Annotated in this window: 18 protein-coding genes; 12 read left to right on the plus strand and 6 right to left on the minus strand. The window is 58.5% G+C overall.

Annotated elements, in window-relative coordinates:
• Nucleotides 1–54: 54 nt before the first annotated feature.
• The gene (locus QZ196_RS03770) at nucleotides 55–297 is read right to left on the minus strand and encodes a hypothetical protein (protein WP_296424058.1); all 243 of its coding nucleotides are present in this window, start codon (nucleotides 295–297) and stop codon (nucleotides 55–57) included.
• A 330-nt stretch (nucleotides 298–627) separates the two neighbouring features.
• Between QZ196_RS03770 and QZ196_RS03775 the strand changes: the two genes are divergently transcribed.
• The 5 genes from QZ196_RS03775 (at nucleotide 628) to QZ196_RS03795 (ending at nucleotide 4,825) form a co-directional block, all read left to right on the plus strand.
• Complete coding sequence (locus QZ196_RS03775) at nucleotides 628–1,767, plus strand: aromatic ring-hydroxylating dioxygenase subunit alpha (protein WP_296424060.1); 1,140 nt, start codon at nucleotides 628–630, stop codon at nucleotides 1,765–1,767.
• The gene (locus tag QZ196_RS03780; protein ID WP_296424063.1) at nucleotides 1,764–1,970 is read left to right on the plus strand and encodes a hypothetical protein; all 207 of its coding nucleotides are present in this window, start codon (nucleotides 1,764–1,766) and stop codon (nucleotides 1,968–1,970) included. The genes QZ196_RS03775 and QZ196_RS03780 overlap by 4 nt, the downstream gene beginning before the upstream one ends.
• Nucleotides 1,971–2,031: 61 nt before the next feature.
• Nucleotides 2,032–2,973, plus strand: a complete 942-nt coding sequence (locus QZ196_RS03785) for a nucleoside hydrolase (protein WP_296424065.1) — start codon at nucleotides 2,032–2,034, stop codon at nucleotides 2,971–2,973.
• Nucleotides 2,970–3,419: a GNAT family N-acetyltransferase gene (locus tag QZ196_RS03790; RefSeq protein WP_296424067.1), complete on the plus strand. Its 450-nt coding sequence runs from the start codon at nucleotides 2,970–2,972 to the stop codon at nucleotides 3,417–3,419. The genes QZ196_RS03785 and QZ196_RS03790 overlap by 4 nt, the downstream gene beginning before the upstream one ends.
• A complete protein-coding gene (locus QZ196_RS03795) occupies nucleotides 3,419–4,825 on the plus strand; it encodes a protein adenylyltransferase SelO (protein ID WP_296424069.1) in 1,407 nt (468 codons plus the stop codon). Before QZ196_RS03790 ends, QZ196_RS03795 begins: the two co-directional genes overlap by 1 nt.
• On the opposite strand, the gene QZ196_RS03800 is transcribed toward QZ196_RS03795, so the two are convergent.
• From QZ196_RS03800 to QZ196_RS03810, 3 genes are all read right to left on the minus strand, one after another.
• Nucleotides 4,800–5,699 (minus strand): DMT family transporter, encoded by a 900-nt coding sequence (locus QZ196_RS03800; RefSeq protein ID WP_296424071.1) that lies wholly within the window; start codon nucleotides 5,697–5,699, stop codon nucleotides 4,800–4,802. The two genes, QZ196_RS03795 and QZ196_RS03800, sit on opposite strands and share 26 nt — an antisense overlap.
• A 329-nt stretch (nucleotides 5,700–6,028) precedes the next feature.
• On the minus strand, nucleotides 6,029–6,574 hold the full coding sequence (locus tag QZ196_RS03805; RefSeq protein ID WP_296424073.1) for a peptidylprolyl isomerase: 546 nt from the start codon (nucleotides 6,572–6,574) through the stop codon (nucleotides 6,029–6,031).
• Nucleotides 6,567–7,073 (minus strand): peptidylprolyl isomerase, encoded by a 507-nt coding sequence (locus QZ196_RS03810; RefSeq protein WP_296424075.1) that lies wholly within the window; start codon nucleotides 7,071–7,073, stop codon nucleotides 6,567–6,569. The genes QZ196_RS03805 and QZ196_RS03810 overlap by 8 nt, the downstream gene beginning before the upstream one ends.
• 129 nt (nucleotides 7,074–7,202) lie before the next feature.
• Between QZ196_RS03810 and QZ196_RS03815 the strand changes: the two genes are divergently transcribed.
• The 7 genes from QZ196_RS03815 to QZ196_RS03845 all read left to right on the plus strand — a co-directional run bounded on the left by QZ196_RS03815 (nucleotide 7,203) and on the right by QZ196_RS03845 (nucleotide 15,366).
• A complete protein-coding gene (locus tag QZ196_RS03815) occupies nucleotides 7,203–8,378 on the plus strand; it encodes a phosphoglycerate kinase (protein WP_296424077.1) in 1,176 nt (391 codons plus the stop codon).
• 104 nt (nucleotides 8,379–8,482) lie between these two features.
• The gene (locus QZ196_RS03820; protein WP_296424079.1) at nucleotides 8,483–10,093 is read left to right on the plus strand and encodes a hypothetical protein; all 1,611 of its coding nucleotides are present in this window, start codon (nucleotides 8,483–8,485) and stop codon (nucleotides 10,091–10,093) included.
• 111 nt (nucleotides 10,094–10,204) lie between these two features.
• On the plus strand, nucleotides 10,205–11,134 hold the full coding sequence (locus QZ196_RS03825; protein WP_296424081.1) for a class I fructose-bisphosphate aldolase: 930 nt from the start codon (nucleotides 10,205–10,207) through the stop codon (nucleotides 11,132–11,134).
• 135 nt (nucleotides 11,135–11,269) lie between these two features.
• On the plus strand, nucleotides 11,270–11,569 hold the full coding sequence (locus tag QZ196_RS03830; RefSeq protein ID WP_296424083.1) for a septum formation initiator family protein: 300 nt from the start codon (nucleotides 11,270–11,272) through the stop codon (nucleotides 11,567–11,569).
• Between the two features lie 124 nt (nucleotides 11,570–11,693).
• Nucleotides 11,694–12,695 carry a pyruvate dehydrogenase (acetyl-transferring) E1 component subunit alpha gene (pdhA, locus tag QZ196_RS03835; RefSeq protein ID WP_296424085.1) on the plus strand — a complete coding sequence of 334 codons (1,002 nt, stop codon included), beginning with the start codon at nucleotides 11,694–11,696 and terminating at the stop codon, nucleotides 12,693–12,695.
• Between the two features lie 4 nt (nucleotides 12,696–12,699).
• Nucleotides 12,700–14,067 carry a pyruvate dehydrogenase complex E1 component subunit beta gene (locus QZ196_RS03840; protein WP_296424087.1) on the plus strand — a complete coding sequence of 456 codons (1,368 nt, stop codon included), beginning with the start codon at nucleotides 12,700–12,702 and terminating at the stop codon, nucleotides 14,065–14,067.
• A gap of 12 nt (nucleotides 14,068–14,079) precedes the next feature.
• Entirely contained in the window at nucleotides 14,080–15,366 is a 1,287-nt protein-coding gene (locus QZ196_RS03845; protein WP_296424089.1) for a pyruvate dehydrogenase complex dihydrolipoamide acetyltransferase, read from the plus strand.
• Nucleotides 15,367–15,422: 56 nt separating this feature from the next.
• Here QZ196_RS03845 and cysE read toward each other — a convergent pair whose 3' ends face one another.
• Nucleotides 15,423–16,232 (minus strand): serine O-acetyltransferase, encoded by an 810-nt coding sequence (cysE, locus tag QZ196_RS03850; RefSeq protein ID WP_296424091.1) that lies wholly within the window; start codon nucleotides 16,230–16,232, stop codon nucleotides 15,423–15,425.
• 381 nt (nucleotides 16,233–16,613) lie between these two features.
• Nucleotides 16,614–20,525, minus strand: coding sequence for a glycoside hydrolase TIM-barrel-like domain-containing protein (locus QZ196_RS03855; RefSeq protein WP_296424093.1), 3,912 nt, complete (start codon nucleotides 20,523–20,525; stop codon nucleotides 16,614–16,616).

The following is a 20,525-nucleotide window of genomic DNA, read 5'->3' on the forward strand; positions in this document are numbered from 1 at the left end:
CCCTCTGAACAGCCCCGAACAAACCATCAAACCCCACAATTGCCCGTGCCGGCGTCAGCCTGGCAGCAGCCCTGCCTGCGTGGCCGCGGCGATTTCATCTGCATCCAGCAGGCCATCGCCAGAGGTGTCCATGCTGGTGAACTCATCTTCTGTCATCTCAGGTATCACGGCCTGCAACTCAGGAAAGCTATACATCCCATCGCCGTTAATATCGATTGCATCATCCTGCGCAAAAGCTGGAAAAGCCAGCACAGTCAGAACAGCAAGAGGTGTCAGCAGCTGTGTCATACGGATCATTTTCGTTCTCCTATCAGGACATGAAGAAGGATTGTCACCTTCGCTAATACATATGTGCGCTATCGCATCACATTGCCATGGGTCCCTTTAAAACAAAAGAAAAACGGCGTCCTTGCGCCACATATCATGTGACTGATGCGCAAAAGCGCGCTTGGAAATCCGCGCGGTCGGGCAACCGGCGATCCTTGTCCTACGGCACCGAGGACTTTGGGCGAATTCTGGCCAGACCGCTGTCGGGGCGATGTCGCTTTGGTCAAACGTGCTGTCGCGGCTGACGCTCCGACGTCAGCGCACCGCATGTTAATATATCGGTGACAAAGGACACCCAATATGGTCCAAGACCCTCTCGATGCCGTTCGTCAGCCGATTGAAACCGCCAAGGGCCTGCCCAACGCGCATTACATCGACCCCGCGACGTTTGAGCAAGAGAAACATGCGGTGCTTTGGGCAAACTGGACCGGCCTTGCCGTCACGGCGGATGTGCCTGAAAACGGCGACGCCAAGCCTGTTACCTTCCTTGGCATGCCACTGCTCTTGATCCGCGACCGCGCCGGTCTGGTCCGTGTGTTTGAGAACATCTGCCGACACCGCGGCATGATATTGGTGTCGGAACCCAAAAAGATCGAAGGCGCGATCCGCTGCCCCTATCATTCATGGTGCTATGCGACTGATGGCAAACTGGTGTCAACGCCGCACGTCGGCGGCCCCGGACACAACACCCATGACGCGATCGACAAAACGACACTGGGCCTGACCGAAATCCGCAGCCACATCTGGTTCGATACCGTTTTCATCAATATCGACGGGACTGCCGCCCCATTTCAACAGGTACACGCCGACCTGATCGCCCGCTGGGCCGCGTTCGATCAGCCGATGCATCATGGAGGGCCCGACAGCCGCTTTGCCCTTGATCTCAAAACAAACTGGAAACTTGCGGTCGAAAACTACTGTGAAAGCTATCACCTGCCATGGGTGCATCCCGGCCTGAGCAGCTATTCCCGGCTCGAAGATCACTATAACATTGCAGAGCCTGGCCAATACTCGGGTCAGGGCACATTGGTCTATCGCCAGTTGTCGGGCGATGACGGTCAGACCTTTCCCGACTTTCCGGGCCTCAGCGATAATTGGATCACCGGCGGCGAATACATGGCCGTCTATCCCAATGTCCTGTTGGGGGTGCAGCGTGACCATGCCTTTGTGATCGTGCTGGAGCCGCAATCGCTCGCGGCGACGCGCGAACATATTCACCTCTACTACGCCACGGCCCAAACCGACGCAGCCCTGCGCGCCAAGAACGCCACCCGGTGGCGCGCGGTGTTCGAGGAAGACATCTTTGTGGTCGAAGGCATGCAAAAAGGGCGCCATGCCCCCTATTTCGACGGTGGCCGCTTCAGCCCTGCGATGGACGGGCCAACCCATTGTTTTCACGATTGGGTCGCAGCCAAGATCGCAACCCACCGCCGTGTATGACATTGCAGGACAGACTGCTTGCCGCGCATGCGCACGGTGATCGCCACGCGCTTGTCGCGCTTTATACCCAAGCGGCGGATCAGGCGGCGGAAACGGACGCTGCTTGCTTTTATCTGACCCACGCCTATATCTTTGCGTTGGAAACCGGTGATGCCGCCGCCGATGCGCTCTATCGTCGCCTGAAGGCGCACGGACGCGTCTGACCCCTTGCCCCCGTGCGCCGGGCAGGACACTCTGCACCTGACCCAAGAACAGGACCCAGACATGGCCCCCCGCAAGATTATTATCGACACAGACCCCGGACAGGACGACGCCGTTGCGATCCTGCTTGCCCTCGCCTCCCCCGAGGATATCACGGTGCTGGGGATCACCGCAGTGGCGGGAAATGTGCCCCTGCCGCTGACCCAAAGGAACACCCGGATCGTGTGCGAACTGGCAGGGCGACCCGATATGATGGTTTTTGCCGGGTGCGATGCGCCGATGCAACGCGCGCTGGTCACGGCGGAACATGTGCATGGCAAGACCGGCCTTGACGGCCCGCAAATGGCCGACCCTACAATGCCGCTGCAGGATCAGCACGGCGTTGATTTCATTATCGAAACGCTGCGGCGCGAGCCGTCTGGCACAGTTACCCTGTGCCCAATTGGCCCCCTGACCAACATCGCCACCGCATTTGAAAAAGCCCCCGATATCATCCCCCGCATCCATGAAATCGTGCTGATGGGCGGTGCGTATTTCACGGTTGGCAACATTACCCCTACCGCAGAGTTCAACATCTATGTCGATCCCGAAGCCGCCAAAATTGTCTTTGGCGCGCGGGTGCCGCTGACGGTCATGCCGCTGGACGTCACGCATCAGGCCCTGACCACAAGACCCCGCATCGACGCGTTTCGCGCCATGGGCACAAAGGTCGGTGATATGGTCGCCGCATGGACCGACTTTTTCGAACGGTTCGATATGGAGAAATATGGCTCTGAGGGGGCGCCGCTGCACGACCCCTGCACCATTGCATATCTGATCGAGCCACAGCTATTTAAAGGCCGCCATGTGAATATCGAGATTGAAACCCAGTCGGAACTGACCATGGGCATGACAGTCACCGATTGGTGGCGGGTCACGGACCGGCCGAAAAACGCGACGTTCATGAACGAAATAGATGCGGCTGGCTTTTACGCGCTGCTCGCCGGTCGGTTGGCACGGCTATGACCACAGCGATCCACCTTGCCGGGCCGGATGACGGCGATCGTGTTCTGGCGCTGATACAACGCAGTCACGAAGAACGTGGCCTGCCCCATGATGACGCCCACCGTGCCGCTACCATCTTGCCGTTGCTGGATGGCAGTCCGTTGGGCGCTGTCTGGCTGATCGGTCCGGCACGCGCGCCGCTGGGGTATGTGATGATCACCTTTGGGTGGTCGGTTGATCTGGGCGGCCTGATCGGCTGGGTCGAAGATATCTTTATCCGCCCCAGCGTGCGCAAACGGGGTATCGGAACAGAGGTGCTACACGGCGTTGCGCGCACCCTTGGGCAGGCCAATTTGCGGGCTCTACATGCCAATGTACCCGATGGCGACAACCCAATCGCACGGTTCTGTGCCAAGGTCGGCTTTGGCCACGATCGAACTCTGCGCGTGATGACGGATATCTTGTGATGAAAATTCCCTTTGATAACAGCTATGCCACGCTGCCATCCCAGATGTTCACCGCCCAATTGCCAACCCCGGTGCAGGCACCACAGATCATTGCGACAAATGCGTCACTCGCTACGCTATTAGGTATCGACCCTGCGGAACTGGATGCCGCAAACGTATTTGCCGGCAATGAAATCCCAGATGGCGCGGCCCCGCTTGCGCAGGCCTATGCTGGCCACCAATTCGGCAACTGGAACCCGCAATTAGGCGATGGCCGCGCGATTCTGCTGGGCGAGGTCGTGGCCACCGACGGCGTCCGCCGCGATATCCAGCTTAAGGGTGCCGGCCCTACCCCCTATTCACGCCGCGGCGACGGGCGCGCATGGCTTGGACCGGTCATGCGCGAATATCTGGTCAGCGAGGCGATGCATGCCATGGGCGTGCCGACCACGCGGGCGCTGGCCGCCGTGACCACCGGCGAACCCGTTTACCGCGAAGAAATGCTGCCCGGTGCCATCATCACCCGCGTCGCCCAAAGCCATATCCGCGTGGGCACGTTCCAGTTTTTTGCTGCGCGCGGGGATATGATGGCGCTGCAGGCATTGGCCGATCACGTGATCGCGCGCCACTACCCTGACGCGGACGGGACAGCGGCCCTGCTGGATATGGTGATCGAAAAATATGCCAAACTGATCGCGAAATGGATGGGGCTTGGGTTCATCCACGGCGTGATGAATACCGACAATGTGTCAATCGCGGGGGAAACGATCGACTATGGCCCCTGCGCGTTCATGGACAACTTTCATCCCGACTCTGTCTTTAGCGCGATTGATCAATATGGCCGCTATGCCTATTCTAACCAGCCCGGGATCGGTGCATGGAACATGGCGCAATTCGCCACGGCGCTTATCCCGCTGATGCCCGACAGGGATGCGGCGATTGAAAGCTTTACACAGGCTGTCAACGGCTTTGCCCAAGTTTACGAAACGGCTTGGCTTGCTGTCTTTGCTGCCAAACTTGGGATCACCGACACCACCGAAAACGACCGCCCGCTGATCACCGATCTGCTGGGTTTGATGGCGACGGACGATGCAGATTTTACAAACGTCTTTGCGGCATTGGGCACGGACGCCACGCGCGACCAATTCCTTGATCGTGATGCTTTCGATGCATGGTCCATCCGCTGGACGGCGCGCAAATCCAATGATTCACATGCCATCATGGCTGCCAGTAATCCAAAAATCATCCCCCGCAATCACCGCGTCGAAGAGGCGATTGTCGCGGGTCGCGCGGGCGATCTCGCGCCGTTTCATGCCCTTTTGCAGGCCGTCACCGAACCCTTTGCGCCCCTTACAAATGACACCGCCAAATTCGCGCAGGCGCCGTTGCCCAATGAGCGGGTCACACGGACGTTTTGCGGGACCTGACGGGACGATTGATCAAGATGATCCCAATGGCCACAAGAACCAAAGCCCCGATCAGGTCGGGGCCGACCTGCTCGCCCAGCAAAAACCATCCCAGACCCACGCTCAGCACCGGTGAAAGAAAGCTGAAAGAGGCCACGCCGGATGCCGGATAGATCGACAAAAGCCAAAGCCAAAAGATGAAGCCTGCGCTGACAACCACCACGATCTGAAACAACAAACCCGCAATATGAATAGGGGCCAATTCGCGGATGAATGGTCCGTAAAACAAGGCCGCAACCAGCAAAATAGGGGCCGATACACCGACCTGCCAGAACAGCTGAATTTCGGGGCGCACCAGCCGCAAAGGCGAGGCTTTGGCCATCATCGCCGTCACAGCCCAGCCCACGGCCGCACCCAACGCCGCCATGTCACCCCAAAAACTGCCCGCACCATCAGACCGATTAAGCAGCGCCCATGCGACCCCTGCCAACGCGAATGCCAGCCCCAACGCCTTGATCGCCGTAATCCGGTCATCGGGCATCACGAAATGTGCAATGAACGCCAGCCAGACCGGCATGGAATAAAAGATGACGCCGGATCGCCCCACCGTCGTCAAATCAAGCGCGACAAACAGGCACAGAAACTCTAGCGCAAACACCGTTCCGGTGATCACACCCGCCAATCGCGTGCCCGGCGCGAACCGCAGGGGGATGCCGCGCCATCGCAGCCACATCCAGATGCACAGCACAGCTCCCGCAGACCGCACACCGGCAAAGAACACCGGCTGCAAACCGCCGTTGGTCACTTTGATCACCACCTGATTGAATGCCAACAGCAACGCAAAACCCGTCAGGGCGGTCGCACCAAAAAGATCAATCTGCGTTTTGCGTTCCATCCGCGCAACTGATGCGCTGGGATGATCGGTGTCAAGCCGCCTTGGTCACCCAGCACCCGCGATATCCCGCCCCGGCCGCGACGAGCCGGGTCAGCGGCCATGCGCGGTCACACCGGCACGGACCAACGGAGGGTATTTTCAAAATCCGTGCGGGCCATTCGTGCACCCAGAAGTCCGGGCCGGAACGCGCATTTGATGCGACACCGCAAAATGCAGCGGGAATGGGGTAACGCGCATGTTGCCTCCGATTCTTGACAGATATCAGCGCGCGCAACATGTTCGGCCACGTCTGGCCCCTTCTTGGCAACGTGAGGGGGCCAGACTTTTTGTTACTCGGTCACCCGGACGGCCTGCATGATGTCGGGCGCACCGACAACAGACCCGTTGGGACCAGTCCCGCGTTTGATTGCGTCGACAATCTCCATGCCAGACGCGACCTCTCCGACAACTGTATACTGGCCGTTCAGGAAATAACCGGGTTCGAACATGATAAAGAACTGGCTATTGGCCGAATTGGGGTTTTGCGACCGCGCCATGCCGATCACGCCGCGTTCAAACGGCTTGTCCGAAAACTCGGCAGGAATATCAGGCAGATCGGATCCACCCGTTCCCGCACGCGACAGATCACCACCGTCAACGCCGTTTTGCACATCACCGGTCTGCGCCATAAAGCCATCAATCACGCGGTGAAAAACCACGCCATCATAGGCACCCGTTTCAGCGATAGCGGTGATTTGCGCCACGTGCAGCGGTGCAACATCTTCGAACAGGTCGATGACAATCGTGCCGTTCGCCTCGCCCGCGATGTCGATTTCAAGGCCGGCACTGAACGCCGGGCTGGCCAGAACGGCAAAAACTGCGGCGGCCCTAAACATCTGCGGCGACCTTGACGCTGATCATCCGGTCCGGGTTCTTTGGCGGCTCGCCTTTGACGATGGCATCCACATGTTCCATCCCGGAAATGACCTGACCATAGACAGTATACTGCCCGTTCAGGAAATCATTATCCTTGAAGTTGATGAAAAACTGGCTGTTCGCCGAATTGGGGTTGGCGGAACGTGCCGCACCCAGTGACCCACGCGCATGTGGGATCTTGGAAAACTCGGCTGGCAGATCAGGCAGTTCGGACGCGCCCGTACCAGCGCGACCGATATTGAAATCTTTTTCCATATTGCCATTGGCCACATCGCCCGTCTGGGCCATGAAACCGTCGATAACGCGGTGAAAGCACACGTTGTCATACGCACCGGCGCGCGCCAGTTCCTTCATCCGGGCAGTATGCGCCGGGGCAACATCGGGCAACAGTGCAATGACCACGTCGCCGCCTGTCAGTGTCATGATGATTGTGTTTTCGGGATCTTTGATTTCGGCCATTGGGCGCTCCTTAGTCTACATATTGCGCCCTGACATATGGTGCGCAGACGCAATTGCCAACCCGGTCCGGTTGACGCGGGCGGCCCATTGCCGCAACAAAGCGGTGAACCCGAACACAAGGATGGACCGATGGCCTGGAAAACACTCGACGATATGGATTTTGCCGGAAAAACTGCCCTTGTGCGGGTGGATATCAACGTGCCGATTGAAAACGGTGTCGTGACGGATACGACCCGTATTGAACGGATCATCCCAACCGTGGACGATATTCAGGAAAAAGGTGGCAAGGTCGTCCTGATGGCACATTTTGACCGCCCCAAAGGTCAGGTCGTGCCCGAAATGTCGCTGGAACATATCGCGCCAACCGTGGCCAATGTGCTGGGCCTGCCGGTGACCTGGGTCAATTCCGACTATGCCGATGCGGTGGCCGAGATGGCCGGCGACGAGGTGCTGTTGCTGGAAAACCTGCGCTTCAACCCCGGCGAAGAAAAGAACGACCCCGCGTTTGCCGCCCGCCTGGCCAGCCTTGGGGATATCTATGTGAATGATGCGTTTTCCGCTGCGCATCGCGCGCACGCAAGCACCGAAGCGATCGCCCATCTGTTGCCGTCATGCGCGGGCCGTCTGATGGCCGAAGAGCTGGGCGCGCTTGAAAAGGCGCTTGGCACGCCCGAACGGCCAGTGGTCGCCGTGGTGGGCGGGGCCAAAGTATCGACCAAGCTTGATCTGCTGGGCAACCTTGTCGGCAAGGTCGATCATTTGGTGATCGGGGGCGGCATGGCCAATACATTCCTTGCCGCACAGGGCATCAATGTGGGCAAATCACTTTGCGAGCATGATCTGGCCGATACCGCCCGCGACATTTTGGCCAAAGCTGCGGCGGCAGGCTGCGAAATTATTCTGCCGCATGATATTGTCGTGGCGCGCGCATTCAAGGCTGGTGCTGCCAGCGAAATATGCGCGCCCGATGCCTGCCCTGCCGATGCGATGATCCTTGATGCCGGTCCCGCCACCGTCGCCTATATCAGCGAAGTGTTGAAACAAGCCAAAACCTTGGTTTGGAACGGCCCGCTGGGCGCGTTTGAGATTGAACCGTTCGACAAGGCCACCAATGCCGCCGCAGTCAAGGCGGCGGAACTGACCAAGGCAGGAAAGCTGATTTCCGTGGCCGGGGGTGGTGACACGGTTGCGGCACTTAATCAGGCAGGTGTCGCGGATGACTTTACCTATATTTCCACGGCAGGCGGCGCATTTCTGGAATGGATGGAAGGTAAGGAACTGCCCGGCGTGGCCGCGCTGGGTTAGGTTGGGGTATTCCAGACAGCGATGGTTTAACCTGTGAAGTTGTAATCGGGCTTGTATTATGAACACTGTTCACATATGTGAGTATTGTTCAAAGGAGAAAGCCCATGAAACCCGTCACAACCCTGACCGCCTGTTCCGCCATTGTCCTGATGTCCGCAATGCCCGTCATGGCGCAGGACCGCGACCCGCAGGCGACGCTATCTGAATTTTTTACCCCCGACCGCATCGCGATGGCGTTTGCCAACACGGCTATTTCCGGCCTGCGCACGCGGATGGAACTGCAATATGACCATCTTTCGGCTGACCCGATGCGCGGGATCGTATCGATCTCGGGCATCGTGGCACGGCCCCTGTTGCCTTATGATCAGGCCCGCCAGTGCGAAATCACGATCGAGCGTGCGACGCTGAGCAGTGACTTTGCCCACCCATTCCAGACCGCGGCAGAGCTGAACCTTAATCTGGTTGGCGCAAGGGCCAGCCTTGCCTGTGTTGAACGCGATGTCGCGCTGGCCTTGCGCACGGCAGGTTACAAGGACCTGCCGCTGGATCAGTTCAAGATCCGTGCCAGCTATGCCTATACGACCGGGGAAACGGCGGTCGACAGCACGATCGCCATCAACGGCTTTGGGGTGCTGGACTATTCCGCCAGCGGCACGATCCTGCCCCGGCTGGGTGTATCTGGCTATCCCGGTGACCCGGCTGTCCGCGTCAGTCGCGTTGTCGCGACGCTCAAGGATGATGGTGGCTGGGCTGCCATCTCACAGGTGTTGCCGGAAAATCTGCGCGATCCGGTGACGATCCGCGAACTGGGCACCGAAGCCGTGTCGCAATTCCTCAGCGAGGGCGGCTTGCGGCCACTGGGCGCGGTAGAGCGCAATTTCATCGGCGATCTGATGGGCGAGGTCGAGGTATTCGTCGCAGACCCGGGCGAGATCACGATTCAGGCAGACCTGCCACCCGGCGGCATCGTAATTGAACCGGACATGTATGGCACACCGCAGATCCTGATTGCGGCGCTGGGTTTGCAGGCGCGCAGCACACCGCTGGCCCGAACGCAGATCATCAGTCTTGCAGATCTGGCGGCGCTTCAGTCCCCAGAAAACCTGACGGCGACCGATCGCATCAAACTTGCGACTGCACTGCTGGACGGCAACGGTGTGCCACGCAGCGGGGCACTGGTGCCTGACCTGTTGGTGCCGCTTCTGGATCAGCCCGACACGGCAGGTCCGGCGGCAGCCCTGCTTGCGCGGGCCGTGCAGGACAACGACGTACCGCGTGCATACGGCTACGCGCTGATCGCTGCGGGTGCTGCCATGCCGGGTGCCGTAGCCCAGCTTGACCGGCTGGAAGCGCAGATGCGGACGCAGGATGTGCTTGCCGCACAGACAGCATACCTTGAACAGACCAATGCACCGGACCCGATCAACGCGGTGTCCGGCGATGATCCACGCGATTTGCGCCGCCTGGCATTGGCCCATTTTACCGGCGCTGATGCAGCGCGATCCTATGCCTACGCCTATTACTATGCACTGCTGGCCGAGGCCGCGGGCGATATTGCTGCCACATCCCTGCGCGAGGAAATCGAAGCACGCTTCGGTGCGCGCGGACCCGATGTTGCAGGTGTCTGGCAGGGCGTCGCCGCCGAGATGCAGCAGCGCGCGATGACCGACTGGATCAACGCCGATTTGCCAAGTCTCTACCTGACACAGAACTAGATCGCCGTTGTTAGCGATAACATCGAGGCCGGTTGCGCTAACACAATTGCAACCGGCTTCACCGCCGCCTATCGGAGATGCAAAGCGTTTCGTAAATCCGAGGGACCCCGCATGAAAACCACCAGAACCGTTCAAAAGATCCTCTCCAACTACGAAGGCGAGACGCCAGGTGTCAAAGCGAACCTTGCCCGGATCATGATGAACGGCAAACTGGGCGGCACCGGCAAGATGATCATCCTGCCGGTCGATCAGGGTTTTGAACATGGCCCGGCCCGGTCGTTTGCGCCCAATCCACCGGCCTATGACCCCCACTACCACTACCAACTAGCCATTGATGCCGGTCTCAACGCATATGCGGCCCCATTGGGCATGATCGAGGCGGGCGCTGATACCTTTGCAGGTCAGATTCCCACCATTCTCAAAGTGAACTCGGCCAATTCACTGATCCCCGACGCGGCACCAAAAACGCAGGCGATCACCGCCTCTGTCGATGATGCGCTGCGTCTGGGCTGTTCGGCCATTGGTTTCACGATCTATCCGGGGTCATCGGCCGCGCTCGAGATGTTCAGCGATATCGCCGAAATGCGCAAAGAAGCGGCTGCCAAAGGGGTGGCGACCGTCATCTGGTCATACCCACGCGGTGAGGCGTTGGACAAAGATGGCGAAACAGCCATTGATATCGCTGCATATGCGGCCCAGATCGCGGCCCTGCTGGGGGCGCATATCATTAAAATAAAACTCAGCACCGATCATCTGTGTCTGAGCGAGGCCAAAAAGGTCTACGAGGCACAGCACATTGACATCGCAACCCAAGCGGCGCGTGTCCGTCACTGCGTTGACAGCGCCTTTGCCGGGCGCCGTCTGATGGTGTTCTCGGGCGGCGCGGCCAAAGGCGCCGATGCGGTCTATGACGATGCCCGCGCGATCCGCGATGGCGGTGGCAATGGGTCGATCATCGGTCGCAATTCATTCCAGCGCGACCGTGCAGACGCGCTGGCGATGCTGTCCAAACTGGTCGATATCTACCGCGGCAAGGCATAACACCTCGCGCCAATGCTTTTACGATGCAGAACCCTTATTTTCCGCCGGTTCGGAAAATAAGGGATTCACATTGCGATTCGTTTATGCGACTCTGCTGGCCAGTCGTCCGCGAGAGGCAACAGTTGAGGCACGCACATGTTCGGCAATTATCGCCCCGCGTTGGGTTCATTGTTCTACTTTCTGGGGGCCCTTATGCTTGGCCTCTACTTTGTGTTTGCGGCAGTGCAAGGCGACTATGGGCTTTTCAAGCGTATTGAAGTCACCGCAGAACATCAGGCCCTTGCAACAGAGCTGGCAACGCTTGACGCACAGGTTGCCGAAATGGAAAACCTGACCCGACGCCTGTCTGACACCTTTCTCGATCTTGATCTTCTCGATCAACAAGCGCGCGATGTCCTCGGCCTTATTCGGTCCGACGAAATCGTTATTCGCTAGGCGCAATGCGGCTTTGACGAACCGCACTGACGGAAGGTCACTTTGCCCCTCGCAATTCTCATTCGCATGCTTTAAAAGATAGTTTAATGCTAAACTATATTATCTAAGCGCTGGAGGATTGCACATGCCGCCGAAAAAGGCCGCCGCGAAGCCCAACGTCTCAGCCGAGGAATTGCTGGGACATTACCGTGAAATGCTGCTGATCCGGCGATTTGAGGAAAAGGCGGGCCAGTTATATGGCATGGGCCTGATCGGCGGATTTTGCCACCTGTATATCGGACAAGAAGCCGTTGTTGTTGGCCTTGAGGCCGCCGCCGATGAGGGCGACAAACGTGTCACCTCGTATCGCGATCACGGTCATATGCTAGCTTGCGGCATGGACCCAAAAGGGATCATGGCCGAACTGACGGGCCGCGAGGGCGGCTTTTCAAAAGGCAAAGGCGGCTCCATGCACATGTTCTCGAAAGAGAAGCATTTCTATGGCGGCCACGGCATCGTTGGTGCGCAGGTGCCGCTGGGTGCGGGTCTGGCATTTTCTGACAAGTACAAAGGCAATGACCGCGTGACATTCGCCTATTTCGGTGACGGTGCGGCCAACCAGGGTCAGGTCTACGAGACTTACAACATGGCCGAGCTTTGGGATTTGCCAGTGATTTTCGTGATCGAGAATAACGGCTATGCCATGGGCACGTCGGTTGTGCGGTCCACGAAATCGCCGTCGCTTTGGGAGCGCGGGGCAGCCTATGGCATCGAAGGCGAGGAAGTCGACGGGATGGACGTTCTGGCGGTCAAAGCCGCAGGCGAACGCGCCGTGGCCTACTGCCGTGCGGGCAAAGGCCCCTATATCCTTGAGGTCAAAACATATCGCTATCGCGGCCATTCCATGTCGGACCCTGCCAAATATCGCACCCGTGAAGAAGTGCAGAAGATGCGCGACGAACGCGACCCGATTGAACAAATCCGCGACATGCTTTTGACCGGAAAACACGCGTCCGAGGATGACCTGAAAGCCATCGACAAGGACATCAAAGCCATCGTGAACGAGGCCGCAGAGTTTTCCAAGGAAAGCCCGGAGCCCGCGCTGGAAGAACTTTGGACAGATATTTATGCGAAAGTGGAGGGCTAACGCCATGGCAATCGAAATCCTAATGCCCGCCCTGTCGCCGACAATGGAAGAAGGCACGCTGGCCAAGTGGCTGGTGAAAGAGGGCGATACCGTATCATCAGGCGATATCATGGCCGAAATCGAAACCGACAAGGCGACGATGGAATTTGAAGCCGTTGATGAAGGCATCATTGGCAAGATTCTAATCGAAGCTGGCACCGAAGGCGTGAAAGTGAACACGCCAATCGCAATTTTAGTCGAAGAAGGCGAGGCCGTCCCATCCGCCGATACCGCAGCGCCAGCCGCAAAACAGGACGCCCCACAGGAAACCGCGCCAGCCAAGGCACCAGCGACAGTGGCTGCCGCCGCGCCTGTGACTGACACGACCCCCGACTGGGGTGCCGATGTCGAGGTCAAGCCAACGACCGTTCGCGAAGCCCTGCGCGACGCAATGGCCGAAGAAATGCGCCGCGATCCTGACGTATTCCTGATGGGCGAAGAGGTTGCCGAATACCAGGGCGCCTATAAAATCTCGCAGGGTCTGCTGGATGAGTTTGGTGCCAAGCGCGTGATTGATACCCCGATTACCGAACATGGTTTTGCAGGTATCGCCACGGGGGCCGCATTTGGTGGACTAAAGCCGATCGTCGAATTCATGACGTTCAACTTTGCGATGCAAGCCATTGATCACATTATCAACTCTGCAGCCAAGACACTGTATATGTCAGGCGGTCAGATGGGTGCGCCCATGGTGTTCCGTGGTCCCAACGGTGCCGCTGCCCGCGTGGGTGCACAGCACTCGCAATGTTACGCCGCATGGTATATGCAGGTCCCCGGCCTGAAAGTTGTCATGCCCTACTCTGCCTCTGATGCCAAAGGGCTGATGAAGACCGCGATCCGCGATCCCAACCCGGTCATCTTCCTTGAGAATGAAATTCTTTATGGCAAATCCTTTGACGTACCTGTCATGGATGATTTCACCATTCCATTCGGCAAAGCCAAGATTGAACGCGCGGGCGATGATGTGACAATCGTTAGCTTCGGGATCGGTGTGACCTATGCCCTGACGGCCGCAGAAAAGCTGGCGGAAGAAGGCATCAATGCCGAAGTCATCAACCTGCGCACCCTGCGCCCGATGGACACCGAAACTATTTTGGCATCGGTTCGCAAGACAAACCGCTGTGTCACCGTCGAGGAAGGCTGGCCGCAGGGCAGCGTCGGCGGGTACATCAGCAACGTGATCATGCAGCAGGCGTTTGATTATCTGGACGCCCCAGTGATCAACTGCACCGGCAAGGACGTACCAATGCCCTACGCAGCCAACCTCGAAAAACATGCTTTGCTGACCGCCGACGAAGTCGTCGCCGCCTGCAAACAAGTGACTTACCGGTAAGGAGACGCAGCGATGCCCACAGAAATTCTGATGCCCGCCCTGTCCCCCACGATGGAGGAGGGCACACTGGCAAAATGGTTGGTCAAGGAGGGCGATACCGTGTCGTCCGGTGATCTTCTGGCCGAAATCGAAACCGACAAAGCCACGATGGAGTTCGAGGCCGTCGACGAAGGCGTTATCGGGAAGATCCTGATCGCGGCAGGCACCGAAGGTGTGAAGGTCAACGAAGTGATCGCCATTCTGCTTGAAGAGGGCGAGAGCGCGGATGATATTGGCACCGCCCCTGCACCCAAAGCGGCGGCGGCCGCACCGGCGGCTGAAACAGCGGCACCCGCTGCGACGGCGCCTGCCCCGGCGGCCCCCGCCAAAACCGACGGTACGCGCGTCTTTGCGACACCCTTGGCCCGACGGATCGCTGCTGACAAAGGACTGGACCTAAGCCAAATCACCGGCTCTGGCCCACATGGTCGCATTGTCAAAGCAGACGTTGAAGGTGCAACCGCTGCGCCTAAATCTGCACCACCGGCAGCAAAAGCGGCAGCGCCCGCCGCTGCTGCGATGGCGGCAGGTCCATCGACCGATGTGATCCTGAAGACCTATGCGGATCGCCCGTTTGAAGAGGTGAAACTGGACGGAATGCGCAAAACCATCGCGGCCCGCCTGACCGAGGCCAAGCAATCGGTCCCGCATTTCTATCTGCGTCGGGACATCAACCTTGATGCCTTGCTGAAATTCCGCAGCCAACTCAACAAGCAGTTGGAAGGTCGCGGTGTGAAGCTGTCGGTCAACGACTTTGTCATCAAGGCCTGTGCGCTTGCGCTGCAACAGGTACCAGAGGCGAATGCAGTTTGGGCGGGTGACCGGACGCTGAAGTTCGAAAAATCTGACGTTGCGGTTGCCGTCGCCATCGAAGGTGGACTGTTTACCCCCGTGCTCAGAGATGCCGAGATGAAATCGCTTTCGGCACTTTCAGCCGAAATGAAAGACCTCGCCGGGCGGGCACGTGCGCGCAAACTTGCCCCGCACGAATATCAAGGCGGCAGCTTTGCTGTTTCAAACCTTGGGATGTTCGGTATCGACAACTTTGATGCCATCATCAACCCACCGCATTCCGCCATTCTGGCTGTCGGTGCTGGCGCGAAAAAGCCGATCATTGGTGCAGACGGGGAACTGACTGTTGGTACCGTGATGTCTGTCACGCTGTCTGTTGATCACAGGGTGATTGACGGTGCACTGGGTGCCAACCTGATGCAGGCGATCAAGGACAACCTTGAAAACCCAATGACAATGCTGGCCTGATCAGGTCGCTTTATATGACGAAAACGCCGACCCGGTACCGGGTCGGCGTTTTGCGTTCAATCCATGTGATCAAGCAGATGATCCATTGTCATCGACGGCTGGGAACATCCCGCCTCGCCGACGATTCTTGCCGGGACGCCTGCGACAGTTTTCATCGGCGGAACGTCTTCTAACACGACTGAACCCGCTGCAATTCTGCTGCACTGCCCGACAGTGATGTTGCCAAGCACCTTCGCACCAGCGCCGATCAGGACGCCGTTGCCGATCTTGGGGTGGCGATCATCATCTTCTTTGCCGGTGCCGCCCAGCGTCACCGAATGCAGCATTGATACATTGTCGCCAACCACCGCCGTCTCGCCCACCACGATGGAATGGGCGTGATCAATCATGATGCCTTTGCCAATACGTGCAGCCGGGTGGATATCAACACCAAATATCTCGCTGCCGCGCATCTGAACGAAATATGCCAGATCATGCCGCCCCTGCCGCCAAAGCCAATGACCAAGCCGATACGCCTGCACAGCTTGGAACCCCTTGAAAAACAAAAGTGGTTGCACGAAACGGTGGCAGGCAGGGTCGCGATCATAAATCGCCACCAGATCGGCCCGCGCATCAGACGTCAGCGCAGGCTCGATGGCATATGCCTCGTCGGCAATCTCGCGCAGGATTTGCTCGGACATTTCCGGCGAAGCGAGTTTCATCGCAATCCGATACGCAAGCGCACCTTCAAAATTCTTGTGGTGCAGAACGCTGGCGTGGATCAATCCACCCATCAACGGCTCAGCCACCACCGCATCCTCAGCCTCTTCGCAGATACGGTGCCAAACTGGGTCAAGCTCTGTCAAAGATGTTTGTGCATATGCCATGGCGTCGATCCTTCATTACTGGCCCTTGTTTAGTCCAGATAGGGTCACTTCGCCAAGAACAAAGCTGTGAGTAGCTCAATCACAAGAATTGATTGCTATGCCGGTCCGTCAAGACGCTCGCAACAATCACGATGCAAGCCAGATAATCCCGCCCACATGATACTGGGCGGGCGATTTTTTCATAGCGTTCAGCGGCCGACATCAACGTGCCGCATCCGAAATCCGGGTGGGCCCTGCCGCATGTTTTTCGATAGCGGTCTGCGGCCACAGCCCTGTCGACAATCTCTGTCATGACCCGGAAACGCGCGGGCGGGTCAATTGGCATCAGCACCCGCGCGGCCACTTCGATGTCGGCCAATTGAACCGGACGCATCGCGCTGTTTACGGTTGCAGCGTTTGCGCGACAAACGGCCCCGCACCAAACCGCGATGACACCTGAGCAACCTCGACCCTGTACGGTGCCGACCCGACCTCTCCCGCGAGGGTGGCAGCATCATAGGCCCAAGTTGTGGCTGATAGCGTTTCCTCGCGCCGCAAAACTCCGTCCTGGATGATGCGCACCACGTAACTCTCGCTTTCCTCGCCCAGCGGAATATCGCCATCCGGCCATATATCGCCATCAATCCGACTGCACCTGATCCAACTGACGTCCAGTCCCGCAACCGATGGAACAGCCCGCAAATGGGCCACCGGATAAGGTCGCAACCCATTGCCTTTGAATGTAGATACAGAATACCGAAAGCTCGGGTCGGCAATCGGGCGCTTTGCTGGTCCATAGCGGAAATGGCGCGCGGTGCCGCGTGTGGCAGTCGGCAGTGTGATTTGTGCGGGCACACCATTCAGCACCACAACACGCGAACCCGCCGGCCAGATGTCTGGCATAACCCCGCGGCTACCCGCCTGACCGCGCAGCAGTCCCGATACCGCGAATGTCCTGTCCGCCAGCGGAACCGCATCACGAAATTGCACAATTTCCCAAAGATCCGCTGAACCATCACCAATCGCAATGGTGTTGGCCCCCGATAGCAAAGCCTGCGTCGTAACCGCGCCCAGCGCGCCGTTTATCAGCCTCACGTCAAACCCACTCTGCCGGTCCCAAATCCCCACCGGCCCCCGTGGCAGTGCCGATTGCGTCACGCCGATGACAGCAGCGTCATTGATGATCTCCTGCAAGGTATATCCGCTGTCCTGCGCCGCACCATAAAGCGCGATACTGCCGGGCCACGGTCGCCCAGCCGCAGCAATATGCGGTGCGTGCGGCACCTCGTCCCCGGTCAGTAACGGCAGGTCCATAAACAGCATCTCAACCGGCACAGGGCCGACGAATGGCTGCAGAACGGTGCCATTATCCAGCGTTGTCTGTGCACGATACACTTCTGGATCAATCCGCGTCGCTTCGGCGAGGCGCAATCCCGCGTCTTCGATCCGATCAATGCGATACAGGCCGTTATGCTGCGCAGTCTGCAACGCGACCACATCCCCAGCCCCCACGCTCAATTGCGATGGCGGCAAAGAAAATGTGGCCGTGTCGCGCCCTACGCGTGCTTCTTGAATCCAGCGTGACACAGTATTTTGCCCTTCACTGCGCGTCAACGCGATGGGCACTTCGGTTCTGGTAACGCCCAGACTTACCTCATCAGGATGAATGGCCTCAGCCGCGATGGCTTCATAGTCGGCGTCCGCATCAATATATCCCAGTTGCACACGGCCGGCAATTTCTGCGGCAGGCGCGCGGGTCAGAGCGACAGATTGGTCCTTTTCCGGGTCAATCGCCAAAGTATCCTCTGTGATCAGGTGATCAGCGCGTCCATCGCGGTTCTGAAACACCAAGACGCCGCCGCGCTCCATTGCTTCAAAGCCGTAGGTCAGCATCAGTGGCTGCAGCGCCGCGCGCGCTGACGTGATATCGCGTGTACTATAGCCGCGCACCACGCCATAAAGGCGCGACACGTCATACCGGATCAATCCGGACCGTTCGCATATCTCTGCAACAACGCAGGCCAATGTGCGGTTTGACGCACGCCCGTTCAGCCAATGCCCACGTGCATAATTGCCGCCGTCAGACCACAACGCCCGATTGCCCGGAAAGAACGGATAAGGCCGCGCATCCCATGACCAGACATGCATTCGGTCCGTCGCAATCATGCGTCCATCATACTCGGTCGAGTTGGGATTATGCGCCTCATCCGCAAAGTACCCATAAACTGCGCGCAGATATTCCATTTGCATAAAATCATCGCGGTTGCCGTTTGAATAGTAGGGCAACTGCGATTCCGACGATTTCGGATCGAGAAACTTGTTGGGCTGATTGGCCCCCTTATCAATCGCCGCACAGCCGAATTCGGTAAACCAGATCGGTTTGCTCTGCGGCACCCACGCCGTGTGGCTGGCCTGCCTTACACCATCAATGCGGTCATGGTGCTGATTGCTCCACCACCCGGCAAAGTCCTTGTACCGCCACACCCACGGCTCCCCGGCACCATCAGTGATCGGTGTCCTGATCTGCGCATCACGCGCCTCGGGAGAATGGTAATACCACGCATACCCCTCGCCACCGGCCACATTTGCCTGCAAGTAATCAAGGTTATAAATAGCGCCCGCTGCGATATCAGCATGATCTTCACCGTCGCGCCAATCTGCCAACGGCATGTAGTTGTCGACGCCAATGAAATCGATGTTTGAATCAGCCCAAAGCGGATCAAGATGAAAGAACTTGTCTGCGGTCCCTGCGGGTTGATAGCCGTGGTATTCCGACCAGTCCGCCGCATAGCTGATTTTGCAGTCAGTCCCCAGTATCGCACGCACATCAGCCGCGAGCGCTCTGAGGGCGGCAACACCGGGAAAGGTGTTTCCCGCACCTCTGATCTGCGTCAGCCCGCGCATCTCTGAACCGATGCAAAACGCGGTCACCCCGCCTGCGGCCACACAAAGAGACGCATAATGTAGAATGAACCGACGATATCCCCATTCATCAGGCCCTGAATAGGTAACCGATGTGCCGGAAATCGCAAAGTCGCCCAGCGCAGCCGTGCCCATAAACGCCGCAACCTCAGCCTGTGCGGCGGCGGTGCCATCGGGCGTGCCCGCCTGCATTGGCGCAAGCGAAGTAGTAATCCGCCCCCGCCACGGCAACGCCGGCTGACCCACCGTTCCGCTCCACGGATCAGGTAATGCGTTCTGCGCCAATTGCTCCATCAGGATGAACGGATAGAACACCGGTTCCAGCCCGCGTGCCCGCAAATCCACGATCGCCTCTACCACGGCCGCATCCGTCGGGGTTCCGCCATAGACCGGTTGTCCGTCAACCAATGGCACATTCGCAGCATTGGTGCGTGATTGCCCCGCGACACGCCAGGGCATATCCGTTGCATCGACTTCGCGCTGCTCGACCTTGGGCGCGATCGTGCATTCCGCACAGCGCAAATCATCCCCGAACCACGACACAACGACCACAACGGATTTGCACTTCGGTAGCTCTTCCTCCAACGCATTCAGTGCAACGGTAAAATCCGTCCCCCCCAAAGGCGAGTTCGTATTTACCGCGACCTGCTCGCCGTAAGCCGGTGACAGATAGACATGTGATGTGGCTAATCCATACTCTCCGGTTCCCGGAATCAGCGCGACACCACTTATCAGATCAGTCAAGCCAGCGACGTTGGCATCTGCATCCGCTGGTGCTGCGCGCATCACCTCGAATGTGAACTGTGGCACCCGTTTGCCGAATTGATCCAGCGACAGGTCCTCGAATACGACATAGGCCGTGCCGCGATACGCGGGCACATTCTCGATGCCTTCAACAGCCGCAATCTTTGGGTCCGGCAACTGATCCGCCGTTCCCGAGTATACCCGCATATTGAGATCATCGCGCGATACCTCCACACCATCGGCCCATATGCGCCCGACACGACCAATCTCGCCCTCGCATAGCCCGACCGCCATACTCACACTGTAAGAATACTGCGTCGTCGCAGGCGCTGGCCCGGCCCCTTTGCCCCCACCCGTCGTCGCACGATTTTCCTGAAACGTCGTCGCCCAGATCACCTGTCCCGGCACACGCATCCGGCCATAGACCTGCTGCATGTCAGCCCCTTCGCTGGCACCCGTCATCCGAAAACGGTCGATCCGCCCGGCTTCAACCGGTTCACTGCCCGCCCCCAAAAGCTGCTGATCAATGCGTTGGCCAATGGCGGCGCCGGCCGCCCGGCCAATCACAGCCATCGACAACCCCAGAACCGAGCCGCCAATAGACCCGCCAATGGCCATACCAGCCGCAGAAAGAACGATAGTGGCCAT

It is taken from the genome of Yoonia sp. (genome assembly GCF_017854565.1).
GTDB lineage: Bacteria > Pseudomonadota > Alphaproteobacteria > Rhodobacterales > Rhodobacteraceae > Yoonia.